Annotated in this window: 9 protein-coding genes; all 9 read left to right on the top strand. The window is 72.1% G+C overall.

The window, feature by feature from the left end:
* Nucleotides 1-12 precede the first annotated feature (12 nt).
* The 9 genes from ACTWPW_RS20365 (at nt 13) to ACTWPW_RS20325 (ending at nt 13,353) form a co-directional block, all read left to right on the top strand.
* Nucleotides 13-207 (top strand): ferredoxin, encoded by a 195-nt coding sequence (locus ACTWPW_RS20365; RefSeq protein WP_443169593.1) that lies wholly within the window; start codon nt 13-15, stop codon nt 205-207.
* A gap of 253 nt (nt 208-460) precedes the next feature.
* A complete protein-coding gene (locus tag ACTWPW_RS20360) occupies nt 461-1,405 on the top strand; it encodes a pectate lyase family protein (protein ID WP_364113947.1) in 945 nt (314 codons plus the stop codon).
* Between the two features lie 131 nt (nt 1,406-1,536).
* On the top strand, nt 1,537-2,733 hold the full coding sequence (locus ACTWPW_RS20355) for a cytochrome P450 (protein WP_443169592.1): 1,197 nt from the start codon (nt 1,537-1,539) through the stop codon (nt 2,731-2,733).
* 2 nt (nt 2,734-2,735) lie between these two features.
* Nucleotides 2,736-3,383 carry a TetR family transcriptional regulator gene (locus ACTWPW_RS20350; RefSeq protein WP_375114405.1) on the top strand — a complete coding sequence of 216 codons (648 nt, stop codon included), beginning with the start codon at nt 2,736-2,738 and terminating at the stop codon, nt 3,381-3,383.
* Nucleotides 3,383-4,153: an SDR family NAD(P)-dependent oxidoreductase gene (locus ACTWPW_RS20345; RefSeq protein WP_443169591.1), complete on the top strand. Its 771-nt coding sequence runs from the start codon at nt 3,383-3,385 to the stop codon at nt 4,151-4,153. Before ACTWPW_RS20350 ends, ACTWPW_RS20345 begins: the two co-directional genes overlap by 1 nt.
* A 51-nt stretch (nt 4,154-4,204) precedes the next feature.
* Nucleotides 4,205-4,837: a YoaK family protein gene (locus tag ACTWPW_RS20340; RefSeq protein ID WP_443169590.1), complete on the top strand. Its 633-nt coding sequence runs from the start codon at nt 4,205-4,207 to the stop codon at nt 4,835-4,837.
* 68 nt (nt 4,838-4,905) lie between these two features.
* Nucleotides 4,906-7,563, top strand: coding sequence for an MGH1-like glycoside hydrolase domain-containing protein (locus ACTWPW_RS20335; protein ID WP_443169589.1), 2,658 nt, complete (start codon nt 4,906-4,908; stop codon nt 7,561-7,563).
* Nucleotides 7,564-7,988: 425 nt separating this feature from the next.
* Nucleotides 7,989-10,220 (top strand): VWA domain-containing protein, encoded by a 2,232-nt coding sequence (locus ACTWPW_RS20330; protein WP_443169588.1) that lies wholly within the window; start codon nt 7,989-7,991, stop codon nt 10,218-10,220.
* A 7-nt stretch (nt 10,221-10,227) separates the two neighbouring features.
* Nucleotides 10,228-13,353, top strand: coding sequence for a tubulin-like doman-containing protein (locus ACTWPW_RS20325; RefSeq protein ID WP_443169587.1), 3,126 nt, complete (start codon nt 10,228-10,230; stop codon nt 13,351-13,353).
* Nucleotides 13,354-13,355 lie beyond the last annotated feature (2 nt).

Below are 13,355 nucleotides of genomic sequence, written 5' to 3'. Positions count from 1 at the left end.
AGAGGAGTCAGCATGAAAGTGACCGTGGACGAGGACAAGTGCTGCGGCGCGGGTCAGTGCGTGCTGCTCGCGCCGGAGGTGTTCGACCAGCGCGAGGACGACGGCATCGTCATCCTGCTGGAGGCGGAGCCGGGCGCGGACCAGCACGCCCTGGTCCGCGAAGCCGCGGCCGTCTGCCCGGCCGCCGCCATCGAGGTGAGCGAGTAGTCCCGACCGCGTAGGGCCGGTGCCGGATGTCCGGCACCGGCCCTTTCGCGTCCGGGGTCCCGACTGAAAGTTTCACTCCCGGAAATCTTGCCTGTTATGTCCTGACCGGCGACGACGCCGATTCCGCCGGAACGGATCACAGGCGCTTTGTTGACGACTGGAAAGCGCTTTCCTAGATTCACACGTGTTCACCATCTTGCCAGCCGTTCACATATGTGGACGGCATCGATACCTCTGAAGGAGGAGCACCACCATGCGCACATCACGACGTATCCTCACGCTGGCCACGGGCCTGGCCGCGGCGGCCGCCGGGCTGACCGTGACCGTACCGCCCGCCTCGGCCGACACCCCGCTGGTCGGCTGGGCCACCCAGGGCGGCGGCACCACCGGCGGCGGCAGCGCGCCCACCACCACGGTGAGCTCCTCCTCCGCCCTCTCGAGCGCCCTGTCGTCCGGCTCGGCGGCCGTGATCCGGGTCTCCGGCACGATCTCCTGCTCCGGCATGCTCAGGGTGGCCTCGAACAAGACCGTCATCGGCAACTCGGGCGCGACCATCTCCGGCTGCGGCTTCAACGTCTCCCAGGCGTCGAACGTGATCATCCGCAACCTCACGTTCCGCGGCTGGAACGACGACGGCATCAACGTCCAGTACTCGACCCGGGTGTGGATCGACCACAACTCCTTCAGCAACGGCTACGACGGCGCCCTGGACATCAAGCGGGCCAGCGACTACGTCACCGTCTCCTGGAACAAGTTCTCCAGCCACGACAAGACGATGCTGCTCGGCCACAGCGACGGCAACGGCTCCGAGGACCGCAACCATCTGCGGGTGACCTACCACCACAACTGGTTCGACGGCACCAACCAGCGCCACCCGCGCGTGCGGTTCGGCAACCCCGTGCACGTGTACAACAACTTCTACGGCAACGTGGGCAGCTACGGCGTCGCCTCCACCCAGGAGGCCGGCGTGCTGGTCGAGGGCAACTACTTCGAGAACACCGAGGACCCCTTCCACCGCGGCGAGGGCAGCTCCCCGGCCGGCAGCCTGGTGGCCCGCAACAACCACTTCGTCAACTCGGGCAGCGGTGACCAGGGCGGCAGCGTCCGGTCGATCCCGTACTCGTACTCGCTCGACAGCGCCTCCAGCGTCAAGTCCATCGTGACCGGCGGCGCCGGAGCGGGCCGCATCTCCATCTGACGCGGCACCGCGGAGGCCGTGGGCGCGGTCCGCCTCCCGCGCTCACGGCCCTCTCCCTGTTTGAGTCGCTTGACTTAAATGGATGACATGACTTCAATGTCGTCCAGCCACCGCGCAGAGGGAGACGAATCGTGACCGAGGCACCCGAGTACCCCTTCCGCAACCCCAGCGCGCTGGAACCGCCCCCGGAGTGGGCCGAGCTCCGTGAGGGCTGCCCGGTGGCGACGATCCGCCTGGCCAGCGGCGACGAGGCGCTGCTGCTCACCCGGTACGACGACGTGCGGCAGGTCCTGTCCGACCCGCGCTTCACCCGCCAGCTCGACGCCGCGGACGCCGCGCGGGTGACCGCCAACGAGTCCGGCGGCGTGTTCGGCAGCGGCGGCAGCAGCATGAGCGGCGACGAGCACCGGGCGTGGCGGCAGCTCGTGGGCAAGGCGTTCACCGCCAAGCGGGTCACCGCGATGCAGCCCAGGATCCAGGCCATGGCCGAGCACCTGGTCGAGGAGATGGTCACCCGGGAAGCGCCGGCCGACCTGGTGAGCGCGGTCGGGTTCCCGCTGCCGGTGTGGGCGATCTGCGACCTGCTCGGGGTGCCCGACTCCGACCGCGACAGGTTCGCGTACTGGTCGGACACCATGCTCAGCATGACGAGGTTCGGCCAGGAGGAGATCGACGCCGCGCAGGCCGAGTTCGACGCGTACCTGGTCGCGCTGACCGAGGCCAAGCAGGCCCGGCCGGGCGACGACCTGGTCAGCGAGCTGCTGTCGATGGTGGCGGGGCTGGACGGGCGGCTGACCGAGCAGCTGGTGCTGGGCACGGCCAAGGGGCTGCTGGTGGCCGGGCACGAGACCACCGCGAACATGATCGGCAAGATGGTCTCCATGCTGCTGGCCGACCGCGGCCGGTGGGAGGCGCTGCTGGCCGACCCGAAACTCGTCCGCCCGGCGGTGGAGGAGGTCCTGCGCTACGACGCCAACCCCGGCTTCGGCATGCCGCGCTACCTCAGCGAGGAGGTCGAGGTGGCGGGCGAGCCGCTGCCGAAGGGCACCACCGTGATCTGCAGCATGGCCGCGGCCAACCGGGACGAGCGGCAGTTCGAGCGGGCCGACGAGATGCGGCTGGACCGCTCGCCGAACCCGCACGTGGCCTTCGGCGTGGGCCCGCATTCGTGCATCGGGCAGTCGCTGGCCCGCACCGAGCTGCAGACCGTGCTCAAGGTGCTGCTCGACCGGCTGCCCACGCTGGAGCTGGCCGTCCCGGTCGCCGAGCTCAGGCGCCGCGAGGGCCTGGTCGTCGGCGGCCTGGAGCGCGTGCCGGTGCGGTGGTGACGGTGGCCGGCCGGACCGAGCGGGCCCAGGAGACCCGCGAGGCCATCCTCGACGCCGCCGAGCGGCTGTTCGCCGAGCACGGGGTCGGCGAGGTGTCCAACCGGCAGATCGGCGAGGCGGCCGGGCAGGCGAACAACTTCGCCGTCGGCTACCACTTCGGCACCAAGGCCGATCTGGTACGCGCGATCGTGCGCCGCTACACCACCGAGACCGAGCAGCGGCGGCTGCGCATGCTGGCGGAGATGGGCGACGCGACCGACCTGCGCGCGTGGGTCTCCTGCCTCGTCCGCCCCGCCACCGACCACCTCGACGCGCTGGGCGTGCCGAGCTGGCGGGCCCGCTGCCTGGCCCAGGTCAACACCGTCCCGGCGCTGCGCCAGATCGTCATCGACGAGTCCGTGGCGACGCCCTCGATGCGGCGCTCCCTGGAAGGCATGTTCCGGCTGCTGCCGGGCCTGCCGGAGGAGGTGCACGCCGAGCGGAGCGACATGAGCCGCCTGCTGGTCGTGCACATCCTGGCCGAGCGCGAGCGGGCCCTGCAGGAGGGCGGCCCCACGGCGCGTACGAGCTGGGAGGCCACCGCCCTCGGCCTCATCGACGCCCTGGCCGGCCTCTGGCTGGCTCCCGTCACCACGAGATCGGAGACCTGATGCGCGGCTTGGCGGACAAGAGGATCGTGGTGGCCGGCGGTGCCACCGGCATCGGCGCGGCCACCGCGGAGCGGCTGGCCGAGGAGGGTGCCCAGGTGCTGATCGGCGACGTCAACCTCGAGGGCGCCGAGGCCACCGCCGGGCGCGTGAAGGCCGCCGGCGGCACGGCCGTGGCGGTCGCGTTCGACCTCGCCGACGAGGGGTCGGTGCGGGCGCTGTTCGAGCGGGCGGTCGCCGAGTTCGGCGGGGTGGACGGGCTGTTCAACGTGGGCGCCGACCTGTCGCCGGACACGCTCGGGCGCGACGGCGACCTGTCGGAGATGGACGCGGCGATCTGGCGGCGCACGTTCGAGGTCAACCTCATCGGGTACGCCCACACCTGCCGCGCCGCCGTCCCGCTGCTGCTGGAGGGCGGCGGTGGCGCCATCGTCAACACCTCGTCCGGCGCCGCGTACGTCGGCGAGGCGGTGCGCCCGGCCTACGCCGCGTCCAAGGCCGGCATCAACGCCCTGACCCGGCACGTCGCCTCCCGCTGGGGCAAGGAGGGCATCCGCTGCAACGGCGTCTCCCCCGGCATGGTGCTCAGCGAGACCGGGCTGGAGACGATGAGCGAGGGGTTCAAGGCGGCGGTGCTGGGGGCGATCCGCAGCCCGCGGCTGGGCAGGCCGGCCGACCTGGCGGGGGCGGTGGCGTTCCTGCTGTCCGACGACGCCGCCTGGATCAACGGCCAGACCTGGTCCGTCGACGGCGGGGGCTCCCTGCGCGACTGAGTTCCAGCGCGCCTTCCCCAGGAGGCGGGCGGCGCGGCGGAGCATGGAAGGATGTCGTCCGGCACCCGCCTGCCCGTCCTCAGCCTGGCGCTGACCTCGGGCGCCGTGGACGGTTTCACCTTCCTCGCCCTGGGCCAGGTCTTCACCTCCAACATGACCGGCAATCTGGTCCTGCTCGGCCTGTCGGCGGGGCACGGCCGCCTGTCCGAGGCGGTGGGCTCGCTGGTGGCGCTGGTCGCCTTCATCTGCGGCCTGGTCGTCGCCTTCCGCTTCATCGGCCCGGCCACGGGCTGGGCCGCCCGTACCAGGCTGGCCGTGGGCGCGGAGCTGTGCCTGCTGGCCGTGCTGGCGACCGGCTGGGCGGCGTCCTGGCCGCAGCTGCCGCTGGTCGCGATCGCCGCCCTGGCCATGGGCGGGCAGAGCGCGGTGACCCACCGGCTGCGTACGTTCGTCGGCTCGACCACGTTCATCACCGGCGCGCTGACCGTCTCCATCTCCCGTCAGCTCGCCCCCGGCACCGGCCCGCCGCACCTGTTCGAGCTGGCGGCCGTGCTGCTCACCCTGGCGCTCGGCGCCGCCGCCGCCGCGTTGTGCGTGCACCTGCTGCCCGTGGCGGCCCCCCTGGTGGCGGTGCTGGGCGCGGCGGTCACCGTGGTCTCCAGCCTGTTCGTCCGAGGCCGGTGAGCGTCCACATCCGGACGTCACCGTGCGGTGAGCAGGCACGGGCGGGGAAGGGGGAGCATGCTGCCCCCATGGATGCCGAACGGGAACGACTAGCGCAGTCGGCCGCTCCGGACGCGCCCTGGCGCCGGTGGGGGCCGTACCTGAGTGAGCGGCAGTGGGGGACGGTCCGCGAGGACTACAGCGTGACGGGCGAGGCGTGGGACTACCTCCCGCACGACCACGCCCGCTCGCGGGCCTACCGGTGGGGCGAGGACGGCCTCGGCGGCGTCAGCGACGACAAGCAGCGGCTCTGCCTGTCGCCGGCGCTGTGGAACGGCCGGGACCCGATCCTCAAGGAGCGCCCGTTCGGGCTCACAAACAGGGAGGGCAACCACGGCGAGGACGTGAAGGACTACTACTTCTACCTCGACAGCACCCCGACCCACTCGTACATGCGATACCTCTACAAATACCCACAGGCCGTCTTCCCCTACAACGACCTGGTCGCCACCAACGCCGCCAGGGGCGGGCACGACTACGAGTACGAGCTGCTCGACACGGGCGTCTTCGCGGGCGATCGCTACTTCGACGTCTTCGTCGAGTACGCCAAGGCCGCCCCCGACGACCTGCTCATGCTCGTCACCGTGGCCAACCGGGGGCCGGAGGCGGCCACGCTGCACGTCCTGCCGACGTTGTGGTTCCGCAACACCTGGTCGTGGGGCGGCGGCACGGCGAAGCCGGCGATGCGGGCCGCCGGGCCCGGCGTGGTCCAGGCCGACCACCGGGAGCTGGGGACGTACCGGCTCCACTGCGCGGCGGACGTCCCGCTGCTGTTCACCGAGAACGAGACGAACAAGGAGCGCCTGTTCGGCGGCCGCAACGCCACCCCGTACGTCAAGGACGGCATCGGCCGCCACGTCGTGAACGGCGAGGGCGGCGCGGTGAACCCGGACCTGGCCGGGACCAAGGCCGCCGCGCACCACACGCTGACGGTGCCGGCCGGCGGGGAGGCGACCGTACGCGTCCGGCTCGCGGCAGGGGACGTGCCGGACCCGCTCGGGCCCGGCTTCGACGAGGTGATCGCGGCGCGGCGGGCCGAGGCGGACGCCTTCTACGCCGCGCTCGCCCCGCGGGACACCGGCCAGGACGCGGCGCTGGTGCTCCGGCAGGCGCTGTCCGGCCTGCTGTGGAGCAAGCAGTATTACTGCTTCGACGTCGAGACCTGGCTGGCCGAGCACGGCGCCGACCCGTGGAACCGCACCGGGCAGCGCAACCACGCCTGGTACGACCTGAGCGCCGACGACATCCTCGTCATGCCGGACAAGTGGGAATATCCGTGGTTCGCCGCCTGGGATCAGGCCTTCCACGCGGTCGCGCTCGCGATGGTGGACGTCGACCTGGCCAAGCACCAGGTCGAGGTGCTGCTCGGCGACAGATACCTGCACGCGAGCGGCCAGGTGCCGGCGTACGAGTGGGCGTTCGGCGACGTCAACCCGCCCGTGCAGGCGTGGGCGGCGCGCTTCATCAACAGCATGGACCGCCGGCTCGACGGCCACAGCGACCCCGACTTCCTGGAGCGGGTGTTCCAGAAGCTGCTGCTGAACTTCACCTGGTGGGTCAACCGCAAGGATCCCGACGGCCGCAACGTGTTCCAGGGCGGCTTCCTCGGCCTGGACAACATCGGCGTGTTCGACCGCAGCGCCGCGCTGCCCACCGGCGGGTCGCTCGACCAGGCCGACGGCACCGCGTGGATGGCGTTCTACACGCAGACGATGTTGCAGATGGCCGCCGAGCTGTCCGACCGGGCGCCCGCGTACGAGGATCTGGCCGTGCGCTTCGCCCAGCACTTCCTGCGCATCTCCGCCTCGACCGACCGGATCGGCGAGGTGAAGGAGGAGATGTGGGACGAGGCGGACGGGTTCTTCTACGACGTGCTGCGGCTGCCGGCCGGCGAGGCCACCCGGCTCAGGGTGCGCTCCCTGGTCGGGTTGCTGCCGCTGTGCGCCACCACCGTCTTCACGCCGCGGCCCGACGAGCGGGACGCCCGGCTGTACAACCGGATCAGGGAGTTCGCCCGCAGGCACCCGTCGGTGGCCGAGGGCATGTCGGCCGCCGACCGGCCGGGGGTGGGCGGGCAGCGGATGCTGTCGCTGCTGGACGAGCGGAAGCTGCGGCGGGTGCTGGCCCGGATGCTCGACGAGAACGAGTTCCTGAGCCCGTACGGGATCCGGTCGCTGTCGCGCCACCACGCCGAGCATCCGTACTCGTTCCGGGTGGCGGGCCGCGAGTACCGCGTGGCGTACCTGCCGGCCGAGTCCGACAGCCGGATGTTCGGCGGCAACTCCAACTGGCGGGGGCCGGTGTGGTTCCCGGTCAACGCGCTGATCATCCGGGCGCTGCTGCACCTGTACGCCTTCTACGGCGACGACTTCACCGTCGAGTGCCCGACGGGCTCGGGCAACCGGATGACGCTGTACGAGGTCGGCCAGGAGATCTCCGACCGGCTCGTCCGGCTGTTCCTGCGCGGCCCCGACGGGCGGCGGCCGGTGTACGGAGGGCAGCGGATCTTCCAGGAGGACCCGCACTGGCGCGACCTCATCCAGTTCCACGAGTACTTCCACGGCGACGACGGCGCCGGTCTGGGCGCCGGGCACCAGACCGGGTGGACCGCGCTCGTGGCCGTCCTCATGATCATCTACGGCCGGCTCTCCCCCGCCGACTTCCGGCCCGACGAGCACCTCGGCTGAGCATCCCCGGCTGAGCATCCCCGGCCCCGGCGGACGATCCTCCGGGGCCGCGGACGACATTTACTGCCGCCTTTACACCGACGGATTCGCCTTTTTCCGACATTGGCACCGCTTCGGCGGGTGGTTCCCGGCCTGGTCACCCTCGTCGTAAGGAGGCGGCCCCGGAGCGCACCGCGATCCAGATGAGGTCGCACCGAGCCGGGCGATCTGGTCGCCAACTTTCCTCCGTTACCAACCAGCCTGTTATCCAGGCATCTCTCTCCGTCACATCCGCGCGTCTCCCTTTAGGATCGCGATATGCATTGCATCCGTGTCCAATTTCGGACATGCTCAAATTGGCGGTCGTTGCGTCCATAACTACGGCAGAAACTTCTCGGGGCCTTTCTCCGTTCAGCGGTTAGGAAAAACGGCAACTGTGAGGAAATGTGCGCGTCACTTCATCCTTCACGTCCCTTTTCGCGCTGACCGTGACCGCTGCTGTGGTGCTTTTCCCGACGGCCGCGCAGGCCGGCCTACCCCGCCGGGCCCCGTCCGACGTCAAGCCCGTGCGCGTCGTCATCCTGGTCGACGAGTCGGGCAGCCTGAGCGGGCAGGACGTCGCCCGTGAGCGGGCCGCCGCGCAGCTCATCGCCCTCAGCGAGCTCTCGCCGCAGTCGCAGGTGTCCGTGGTGGGCTTCGGCAGCTCCAACGGTCCCGGCCAGTCGGCCGTGGACATCGTCTGCCCGCTGACCGGGGTGGAGACGGCACAGGACCGCGAGTCGCTGAGCCGGTGCGTGGAGCGGCTGCACCGCCGCGGCACCGACGAGGGCAACGACACCGACCACGCCGCCGCGCTCGAGCAGGCGCTCGACATCATGAACAAGCCCGACGACCAGCAGCGCGCGAAGATCGTGTTCCTGCTGACCGACGGCGTCCTCGACGTCAGGAACAGCCCGCAGTACGGCGCCGACGCCCAGGCCCGCAACCGCAACGCCCAGGCGCAGATCGGCAGCGGCCTGAAGGACGCCGAGCGGGCTCGGGTGCAGATCTGGCCGCTCGGCTTCGGCTCCGCCGACAAGACCAGCCTCGACGCCTTCGCCGCCGGCGGCTGGCGGCAGCCCTGCGGCGGCCAGGAGTCGGCCACCCCGCGGGCGCGGGTCGTCGCGAACTCCGCCGACGTCGAGCGCTCCCTGCTGGAGGCGTTCGCCTACGCCAGGTGCGCGGGCATCGAGGAGTCGGTGACCGATTCACTCGACGCGGGCGCCACCGTCGATCTTCATGTCAACATCCCGATCATCGCGACCGACGGCTCGATCGTGGTGGTCAAGCGCGACCGGCGCATCCAGGTCACCTACTTCGACCCGGCCGGCGCGCAGGTGCCCAAGCAGGGCGAGCAGAACGACTCGACCTTCCAGGCCGCCGGCGAGTCCGGCCCGGTGGAGTCGCTGCGCATCCGCAACCCGCTGCCCGGCAAGTGGCGCATCCAGCTCAAGTCGCCGCCGGGCGTCGAGCGCCAGGACGTCAGCGCGACCGTCGTCTGGCAGGGCGCGCTGCGCGCCTCGATCTCCCTGAGCAACCCCCGCCCGCGCCCCGGCGAGCAGGTGGCCGTGCGGCTGCGGCTCCAGACCAGGACGGGCACGATCACCGACCCGGCCGCGCTGGAGGGCCTGCGCTTCACCGCCAGGATGTCCGGCGAGGGCTTCCAGGAGCTCCCGATCGACCTGAGCGACACGGGCGACGGCGCGGACCGGGGCGAGGGCGACGGCGAGTTCTCCGGCCAGGTCGCCATCCCCGCCTCGGCCACCGGCGCGCTGTCCTTCCTGGGCAGGGTGACCGGGCCCGGCGTGGCCGGTGACGAGCGCCCCTACGCGACCCGCGTCGCCGGGCCCGCCGACCGGCTCCGCGCCCAGGTGCAACTGGACGCGGCCACGGTCGAGCCGGGCGCGGAGGTCTCCGGCGCCGTGCGCGTGACCAACGACGCCGGGCCGGCCCAGCTCGGGCTGCGGCTCGTCGACGTCCCGGGCACGGTGAGCCTGTCGGCCCAGCAGCTGCAGGCGCCGGCGGGGGCCTCCGAGCACGCCTTCGCGCTCCGGGTCGGCGCCGGCGCGCCCGAGGGCCGGATCGGCGGCGTGGTCCAGGTCGTGGACGCGACCGGGCAGGTGGTGGCCGAGGAGTTCGTGGACGTGGACGTGCGGCCGCCCACCCCGCTGTGGCAGCGGCTGCTCCAGGCCCTGCTGATCCTGCTCGCGATCGTGGCGGTGGCGCTGCCGTTCCTGCTGGTCAGGAGGCGGGCCCGGCGCCGGGCGGCCGATCCCAGCGAGCTGACGCTGCACCTGTTCGACCAGCCGGGCGAGCCGTACATCAGCCGGCTGCAGGCGCCGCTGGGCGAGGGCCCCGAGTTCACCTTCGAGGTCAGCGGCGGCCGCCTGGTCCGCACGTACGGCACCGGCTACACCGTACGCCGGGGCGCCGGCCAGGCCGTCCTGGTCCGCGACCCGTCCGGGCAGGAGCTGGACCCGCTGCTCCCCGGGCGGCCGATCGCCCTGCCGGGCGGCCTGTACCTCGGCGTGGACGACGGGCGGGCGCGCGGCTCGGCAGCCGGGCAGCCCGCGTACGGCGGGCGGGAGCCGCACCAGAGCAGGACCCACAGACCGATGCCGGGCGACGACCTGTTGTGAGGAGCGCATGAGGATCTTCGATCCGATGATGTTCGTAGGGCTCGGCGGCACCGGTTGCCGCGTGGGCGTGGAGCTGGAGCGCTGGCTGCGGGACGAGCTGTGCGGTCCCGACGGCATGGACCTGATCAGGAACTTCAGCTGGCAGAACTACCAGCCGTACGAGCTGCCCTCCTGCCTGCAGTTCGTCTACGTGGACCTCAACGAGGCCGAGCTCAACCGCACGCGGCGCCGGGTGGTGCCGACGGAGAAGGAGTTCCCGGCGGCGAGCCGGACCGCCCACCTGATCCACGACGTGGTGCCGAAGTTCGACTCCTACCCGGAGGTGGCCCGCAGCCTGCGGGCCACGCTGGGCGACCACGTCAAGGACTGGCTGCCGCCACGCGAGCAGGAACCGCTGGTCGCACCCCTCATGCGGGGCGCGGGGCAGCTGCCCACGGTGGCCAGGGCGGCGCTGTTCGAACGGATGCGCCACGGCACCGGGCCGGTGGTGCAGGGCATCGACGACGCCATCGGCGCGATCAGCAACTCCGGCAGCGAGCTGGCCGCGCTGGGCGGCCGGTTGCGGCGCAGCTGCGACGTCTTCGTGGCCTTCTCGGTGGCGGGCGGCACCGGCAGCGGCATCTTCTACGACTACCTGCACCTGATCGGCGACGCCTTCGCCCGCAACGGCATCCGGGCGCGGATCTACCCGCTGGTCGTCATGCCGTCGGCGTTCGCCGAGGGCAAGGGCGGCGGCCGCCGCGCCCGGCTGAACGCCGGCTCCAGCCTGCTCGACCTGTTCCGGCTGGTCGACGACCAGAACGCGCCGGCCGCGGGCACGCAGGTCGACGAGCAGGGCATCGTCGGCGAGCTCGGCGTGCGCTACCCGGCCAGGGGCGAGGTCCGCCTGGCCACCGGCACCGTACAGACCGCGTTCCTGTTCACGATGCCGCCCGGGGTCGAGCGGGACGACCTGCACCGCTCGATCGCCTCGCTGATCGTCTCGCTGGCCGGCACCCAGCCGCGCACCTCGGGCGAGGCGGCCGGCGGCATGGAGGATCGCGGGGAGTCCTCGTTCGCCGACGACTTCATCAACCGGGCCGTGGAGCGCGAGGTGGCGGCGGCCTCCGGGATCGGCAACCGGGGCGTCTCGACGGCGTTCGTGTCGTCCATGACCGTGCCCGTGGAGGAGCTGGCCGACCTGGTCAGCTCGCGGCTGCTGGCCCGCGCGGTGACGCAGCTCGAAGCCGTGCCGCCGGGCGCCGCCGAGAGCAACGTCGACGAGATCCGGCGCATGTTCACCACCACCAACCTCGAACCGCTCAACACCCGCGAGCCGCTGCCGCTGCCCGAGGCCCGCACCGCGACCGGCGCGGCCGACATCCTGAAGTCGCTGGCCAACCGGATGCGCGCGATGGAGGACAACCTCGCCTCGCTGGAGCGCCAGCTCACCCGCAGCGTGCCGGCCATGGCGCAGGAGATGGACGTGCGGCGCGGCGCGCTCGAAGGGCTCGGCCAGGTGGACCCGTTCCGGCTGCGGCGGGTGGTGGTCGGCCTGCCGGGCGACGTGCACGAGGCCGACCGGCTGGGCTTCGCCGGGCTGCTCGACCACCGCAGGGCACAGCCGCGCAAGCCGTACGACAACATGAACGAGGCTCCCCCGCAGCCCCGGCCGATGCGTGACCGGGTGTTCCGCAAGGTGCAGTGGGCCGACCCCGCCGTCCAGGCGTCGCTGGCCGACCAGGAGGCCTGGTACCTGTGGCGCAGCCAGTCGCTCTGGCACAAGGCGTGGGCCGACCAGATGCCCCGCTGGGAGCCGCGCCGCAAGCAGCTCATCCGCGAGGTGCGCGAGTTCACCCAGGTCTTCGCCGAGCACGCCGAGGCCGACCCCGAGCGGTTCGCGCGCCGGGCGGGCGAGCTCTACGAGACCCGCGTGGGCGTCTACCACCTGCTGCCGCCCACCGGGGCGGACGCCTTCTACGACGCGGTCGTGCGCCGCTTCGTCGACGTCTTCGTCGCCCGGCAGCTGCTCCGCCCGACCGACGGAGAGGCCGGCGTGGTCAACGCGCTGGTGGGCCCGGACGGCTGGCGGCACGCGTACGACCTGGCCTGGCGCACGGGCAAGCCGGCCGAGGCGCTCAACTGGGTGCGGGAGCGGCTCAAGCTGGAGGTGAAGAAGCTCTTCAAGGACCAGGACGAGGCCGCCGCGCTGGGCGAGCGGCCGCTGCTGCCCTCGCTGGCCGACATCCTGGCCCAGTCTGCCTCCGGGACCGCCTCGGGCGGGGGTGACGACCCGCACGTGCGGCAGTTCCGGCTCAAGCTGGCCGACCTGGTGCCGGGCGGCTTCACCCCCGACGGCACGGGCGACCTGAAGGTGCTGGTCTCCTACCCGGCGCCGGCCAAGGACCCCGACCTGGAGCGCTTCCTGAAGGACCGGATCGACCTGCCGGGCGTGCCCGACTTCTGCAACATCGACGCGGACTCGGTGACCGTCGTGCAGCTGCGCACCTCGATGAGCGTCACCCAGGTCCGCGAGCTGCGCGAGGTGCTGGCCAGCTGGGCCGACGCGCTGCACGGCGAGCGGCCGCAGGACCACCTGAAGTGGCGCCAGCGGCTCGGCTACGACTTCGGCTACCTGGCCACGACGGAGGAGCACCGGGTCCGCATCCTGCACCGGCTGCTCTGCCTGCTGTGGAACGGGCGGGTCAGCGTGGTGGAGGGCGAGCCGAGCTCGCCGTCGCGGATCCGGATCGACGTCGAGGGCGGCTCGATGACGCTCCCGCTGACCGGGTACGGCAAGGCGTCCTCGTGGCCGAGCATGCTGCGCGCCTACGAGCAGTGGGTGATCGGCGGCGACGAGGAGTTCCGCAGCCTGGTCAGCGAGCAGCTGATGAACGCCACCCCGGCGGGCCTGGCGGGCACCCTCAGCGTGCCGGACCCGCTCTACCACCAGGTCACCGGCATGGCCGCCGACCAGCTCGGCCTGCTGGAGATCATGGCGCCCAAGCTGCCCTCCGGCGCGCGCAACCGGGCCGACCAGCTCGTCGCCTTCTGGGCGCACACCCTGCCCGCCGCGCTGGACCTGCCCTTCGAGCGGGTCGCCGAGGCGGTCGCCTACAACCTGCGCGACCTGGACGCGCTCGTCGGGGAGTGACC

This window comes from Nonomuraea sp. KM90 (assembly GCF_052246675.1).
Taxonomy (GTDB): Bacteria; Actinomycetota; Actinomycetes; order Streptosporangiales; family Streptosporangiaceae; genus Nonomuraea.
Note: the sequence above shows the minus strand (reverse complement) of the source record. Positions and strands in the feature narration are given on the sequence as shown.